Annotated in this window: 6 protein-coding genes; 5 read left to right on the top strand and 1 reads right to left on the bottom strand. The window is 71.0% G+C overall.

Features of this window, described 5'->3' with window-relative positions; genetic code table 11:
- Positions 1-340 precede the first annotated feature (340 nt).
- From ACYVE9_RS14840 to ACYVE9_RS14830, 3 genes are all read left to right on the top strand, one after another.
- Positions 341-592: a GntR family transcriptional regulator gene (locus ACYVE9_RS14840; RefSeq protein WP_461028313.1), complete on the top strand. Its 252-nt coding sequence runs from the start codon at positions 341-343 to the stop codon at positions 590-592.
- Positions 593-651: 59 nt separating this feature from the next.
- Complete coding sequence (locus tag ACYVE9_RS14835) at positions 652-2,271, top strand: ABC-F family ATP-binding cassette domain-containing protein (RefSeq protein ID WP_461028312.1); 1,620 nt, start codon at positions 652-654, stop codon at positions 2,269-2,271.
- Between the two features lie 84 nt (positions 2,272-2,355).
- On the top strand, positions 2,356-2,688 hold the full coding sequence (locus tag ACYVE9_RS14830) for a Uma2 family endonuclease (RefSeq protein WP_461028311.1): 333 nt from the start codon (positions 2,356-2,358) through the stop codon (positions 2,686-2,688).
- A 62-nt stretch (positions 2,689-2,750) separates the two neighbouring features.
- On the opposite strand, the gene ACYVE9_RS14825 is transcribed toward ACYVE9_RS14830, so the two are convergent.
- Positions 2,751-3,758 (bottom strand): YdcF family protein, encoded by a 1,008-nt coding sequence (locus ACYVE9_RS14825; RefSeq protein ID WP_461028314.1) that lies wholly within the window; start codon positions 3,756-3,758, stop codon positions 2,751-2,753.
- A gap of 306 nt (positions 3,759-4,064) precedes the next feature.
- Here ACYVE9_RS14825 and rplM point away from each other — a divergent pair, with 306 nt between their 5' ends.
- The gene (gene rplM / locus ACYVE9_RS14820; RefSeq protein WP_461028310.1) at positions 4,065-4,508 is read left to right on the top strand and encodes a 50S ribosomal protein L13; all 444 of its coding nucleotides are present in this window, start codon (positions 4,065-4,067) and stop codon (positions 4,506-4,508) included.
- 40 nt (positions 4,509-4,548) lie between these two features.
- On the top strand, positions 4,549-5,052 hold the full coding sequence (gene rpsI / locus ACYVE9_RS14815) for a 30S ribosomal protein S9 (RefSeq protein WP_461028309.1): 504 nt from the start codon (positions 4,549-4,551) through the stop codon (positions 5,050-5,052).
- Positions 5,053-5,163: the final 111 nt, after the last annotated feature.

Here is a 5,163-nt window from a genome sequence, read left to right as displayed (position 1 = left end):
GGCAGCGGCCCCATGGACGGCCGGGGGCGGGGGCCGGGAGCCGTCAGCGCGGGGTCAGGCGCGGTGGCGTCGCGGCGGTGCCGCCCCCGGGGCGGGAACGCCCGTCGAAGCAGGGAGGTGAGCGCCCGAAGGCTAGGGTGAGTCACGTCAGCAGCTCCTCATTCAGCTGTTGGCCACGCCCCCGGACAGTTGGCCCTGTCGCGGGGGTCTTCTGGTCGTTGCAGCGATCACTCTAGCGAGAAGTGCGTCCCCTTGCACCCCTCCGAGTCCCTGTGCGGTTGTGTGCGTCCGGACGCGTCCTGGTGTTCCAGGACGCCCCGGGGCGCGGCACGCTGGGTGTATGACCGAGTTGCCGCGCTACGAATACGAGAAGCTCGCGGACGTCATCGCTGCGGACATCGAATCGGGCAAGCTTCCGACCGGTGCCGCGTTGCCCGGAGAGCGTGCGATGACGCAGATCCACGGGGTGAGCATCGGAACCGCCCGGCGAGCTCTGCGCGAGCTGCGCCGCCGTGGCCTGGTCGCGACACTGCCGCACAAGGGGACGTTCGTGATCAGCGCCGACCCCCGGGCCGACGGCGAGGGGCAGTAGCGGCCACCCCCGAAAACCCGGTTGGTGTCCGGTGCGTCCGGCCGTCACAATCAGGCCCCATGGGACACGTCGAAGCCGCGCATCTGGAGTTCGTACTGCCGGACGGGCGGGTGCTGCTGGACGACGTGTCGTTCCGGGTCGGCGAGGGCGCCTCGGTGGCGCTGGTCGGGGCGAACGGTGCCGGCAAGACGACGCTGCTGCGCCTGATCGCCGGTGAGCTGACCGCCGACGGCGGCTCGGTCACCGTCAGTGGCGGGCTGGGCGTGATGCCGCAGTTCGTCGGCTCGGTGCGGGACGAGCGCAGCGTGCGCGACCTGCTGGTCTCGGTGGCGCCGCCGCGTATCAGGGCCGCCGCGCAGGCCGTGGACGCGGCCGAGCTGGCGCTGATGGAGCGCGACGACGAGGCCGCGCAGATGGGCTACGCGCAGGCGCTGGCCGACTGGGCGGAGGCGCAGGGCTACGAGGCCGAGACCCGCTGGGACATGTGCACGATGGCCGCGCTCGGAGTGCCGTACGAGAAGGCCCAGTGGCGGCAGGTGCGCACGCTGTCCGGCGGTGAGCAGAAGCGGCTGGTGCTGGAATCGCTGCTGCGCGGCTCGGACGAGGTGCTGCTGCTCGACGAGCCGGACAACTACCTGGACGTACCGGGCAAGCGCTGGCTGGAGGAGCGGCTGCGCGAGACGAAGAAGACGGTGCTGTTCATCTCGCACGACCGGGAGCTGCTCGCCCGGTCCGCCGAGAAGATCATCAGTGTCGAGCCGGGCCCGGCCGGTTCCGACGTGTGGGTGCACGGCGGCGGCTTCGCGACGTACCACGACGCCCGGCGTGAGCGGTTCGCGCGGTTCGAGGAGTTGCGCCGCCGCTGGGACGAGAAGCACGCCCAGCTCAAGCAGTTGGTGAACACCCTCAAGAACAAGGCGGCGTTCAACGACGGCCTGGCGTCCCGCTACCAGGCGGCGCAGACCAGGCTGCGCAAGTTCGAGGAGGCCGGCCCGCCGCAGGAGCCGCCGCGCGAGCAGGAGATCACCATGCGGCTGCGCGGCGGCCGTACCGGCGTGCGCGCGGTGACGTGCACGGACCTGGAGCTGACGGGGCTGATGAAGCCGTTCACGCTGGAGGTCTACTACGGCGAGCGGGTGGCCGTGCTGGGCTCCAACGGGTCCGGCAAGTCGCACTTCCTGCGGCTGCTCGCCGGTGAGGACGTCGCTCACAGCGGGGCGTGGAAGCTGGGCGCGCGGGTGGTGCCCGGCCACTTCGCGCAGACGCACGCCCACCCCGAGCTGGCCGGCCGCACGCTGCTGGACATCCTGTGGACGGAGCACGCCAAGGACCGCGGTCAGGCGATGGCCGCGCTGCGCCGCTACGAGCTGGACCGGCAGGCCGAGCAGCCCTTCGACCGGTTGTCCGGCGGCCAGCAGGCCCGGTTGCAGATCCTGCTGCTGGAGCTGGCCGGGACGACGGCGCTGCTGCTGGACGAGCCGACGGACAACCTGGACCTGGAGAGCGCCGAAGCGCTCCAGACGGGCCTGGAGGCCTACGAGGGCACGGTGCTCGCCGTCACCCACGACCGGTGGTTCGCCCGCGGCTTCGACCGCTACCTGCTGTTCGGCGCCGACGGCCGCGTCCGCGAGACGCCCGAGCCGGTGTGGGACGAGGGCCGAGTCGTCCGCGCCCGCTGACCGTTCCTGGGCGGTGGCCCCGGGACGGACGGCCACCTGCCGTCCGGCCGCGGGGCCGCCGCCGAGGCACGGCGAGGGGGGCATGTGAGGCGGCTCACGTGGGAACGTGGGCTGCGGTGGCGGCAGGTGCGGCACGGCGACCGCTACGTCTGCACGGACGTGCTGGCGGTGGTCGAGTTCGTGTCGATACCGGACGACCCGAACGACTACGTCACCAAGGTCGCCAAGTACGGCCGGTTCGGTGTCGCGTCCTACGTGATCGTCGACCCGTTCCGCGCGCTGTGCATCCTGCTGGACGAGCCGCGTCCGTCGGGCTACGGGCGGCGGGAGGAGACCCCGTTCGGCGAACGGGTGGAGCTGCCCCTCGCGGACGGCCGGACGGTCACGTTCGACACCTCCGGCTTTCCCCGGAAGTGAGGTCGCCGCTCCGGGCGGCCACCGGCCGCCACCGGCCGCGCACCCGCTCGGCTGCGCCCCGCTCAGCCGTTGACCGTCACCAGCACGCCCGGCGCCAGCAGCAGGGCGCACACCAGCAGGTTGACGACGCGGTGCTCCCAGAAGACCGCGACGAACTCGCGGATGGTGGCGCTGGGCCAGAAGTACCGGGCGGTCGGTGAGCCGAGCACCTGGCCGTTGACGCCGGCCCGGCGGGCCGTCATCGCGGCGCGGAACGCGTGGAAGTTGTTGGTGACGACCACGCACCGGTAGCCGGGCTTCTCCCGCAGCATCAGCCCCTGGCTGAACTCCAGGTTCTCGCGCGTGTTGCGGGAGCGCTCCTCCAGTCGCAGGTGCTCCTCGGGAACGCCGCGTGCCAGCAGCCAGTCCGCCATGGCCCGTGCCTCGGGGACCTTCTCGTCCGGGCCCTGTCCGCCGGAGGTGAGCAGCAGCGGCGGACGGCTGCCGCGTCCGGTCTGCGCGAGGTAGATCTGCCGGCCGCGCCGCAGCCGGCCCGCGAGCAGCGACGACACCCGCTCGCCGCCCAGCAGCCCGGCACCCAGCACGACGACGTAGTCGACGTCGCCGCGCACCGCGATCCGGCCGTAGAGAAAGGCGTAGCCGAGAAAGCAGGCGAAGAGGAACGAGACGTACGCGCTGACCAGCACCGCGGCGGTGGCGAACCCGTCGAGTGCCGGGGGGCCGCCGTTGCGGACGGCCAGCAGCAGTGCGATCAGCGCGAACACGGCGAGCCCGGTGAGCAGCGAGAGCAGGTTGGGCAGGCCGCCGCCCTCCTTCCTGACCATGGTCAGGCCGTTGGCGACGAGGAAGACGCCGAGGGCGAGCATGCCCAGCGCGGGGACGAGGAAGACCAGCGTCAGCACCACGTCGGCCACCGCCGGCGGCAGGTGCGGGATCTGGAGCAGCATGCCCAGGAGCAGGCTGGTCAGGCACAGGCCCAGCAGGACCGCGTTGCGGAAGCGCCGCCGGTCGGCGCGTACGCTGACGAGGAAGAGGGCCAGGAGCGCCGCGGACAGCGCGAAGGCGAGCATGTCGATCATCGTAGGACCAGCCTCCTCCCCGGCGGCGGTTCCGGACGGCCCGAGCGGTGACGCCGCCCGGGTGCCCTCGTGCCCCGTCCGGCAGCGGTTTTGACCCGTACGGGTGCGGAGCGGTATTCTGCCGGTTCGTTATGTGTATTGGCTTGCTCATTCTCACGTGAGGGGCCCTTACACCGGCCTACCGGTCGATGACCAGCGATCTGCACTCGGTTGCGTCCCGATGTGCGGTCACGGCTGTTGTGATCTGCCTGGTGGCCTTGTCAGGACCCACTCACTGAAGAAGCGAAGGCTACGACCGTGCGTACGTACAGCCCCAAGCCCGGCGACGTCCAGCGCCAGTGGCACGTCATCGACGCCCAGGATGTCGTCCTGGGCCGGCTGGCCTCCCAGGCCGCCAACCTTCTGCGGGGCAAGCACAAGCCCGTTTACGCCCCGCACGTTGACATGGGTGACTTCGTCATCATCGTCAACGCCGACAAGGTGCACCTCTCCGGCAACAAGCGGACCCAGAAGCTCGCCTACCGCCACTCCGGCTACCCGGGCGGCCTGCGGTCCGTCCGCTACGACGAGCTGCTGGAGAAGAACCCCGAGAAGGCCGTCGAGAAGGCCATCAAGGGCATGATTCCCAAGAACACCCTGGGCCGTCAGATGCTCTCGAAGCTGAAGATCTACTCGGGTGCCGAGCACCCGCACGCTGCCCAGCAGCCGGTTCCGTTCGAGATCACCCAGGTCGCGCAGTAAGTCCGGCCACCGTACAGACGAAGAGAAGCTGAGGAATACCGTGGCCGAGACCACCGCTGAGACCCCTGTCGCCGACGAGGTCGAGGAGTACACCACCGAGACCCCCGAGACCGACGAGTACACCACCGAGTCGCTGTCGTCCCGCTTCGGCGACCCGCAGCCCGCAGGCGGCACCGGCCGGCGCAAGAACGCCATCGCGCGCGTTCGCATCGTGCCGGGCAGCGGCCAGTGGAAGATCAACGGTCGCACCCTCGAGGGCTACTTCCCCAACAAGGTGCACCAGCAGGAAGTCAACGAGCCCTTCAAGGTGCTCGAGATCGACGGTCGTTACGACGTCGTCGCCCGCATCACCGGCGGCGGCATCTCCGGCCAGGCCGGCGCCCTGCGCCTGGGAGTGGCCCGTGCGCTGAACGAGGCGGACGTGGACAACAACCGCGCCCCGCTGAAGAAGGCCGGATTCCTGACCCGTGACGCGCGTGCCGTGGAGCGGAAGAAGGCCGGTCTGAAGAAGGCCCGTAAGGGCACCCAGTACAGCAAGCGCTGATCCGCGCTCGCTGCCCTGTGCGCAGCGCGAACGCCCCGGCGGCACCTCACGTGCCGTCGGGGCGTTCCCGTTCCGTGCAGGTCCGCGCCGGCCGGGCGGCCGCGCTCGGGG

The sequence above is a fragment of the Streptomyces sparsus genome, assembly GCF_054776295.1.
Note: the sequence above shows the minus strand (reverse complement) of the source record. Positions and strands in the feature narration are given on the sequence as shown.

Excerpts from the sequence above, each read along its gene's own strand:
- ACYVE9_RS14840 (WP_461028313.1), top strand. The coding sequence starts at position 341 with ATGACCGAGTTGCCGCGCTACGAATACGAGAAGCTCGCGGACGTCATC.
- ACYVE9_RS14825 (WP_461028314.1), bottom strand. The coding sequence starts at position 3,758 with ATGCTCGCCTTCGCGCTGTCCGCGGCGCTCCTGGCCCTCTTCCTCGTC.
- ACYVE9_RS14835 (WP_461028312.1), top strand. The coding sequence starts at position 652 with ATGGGACACGTCGAAGCCGCGCATCTGGAGTTCGTACTGCCGGACGGG.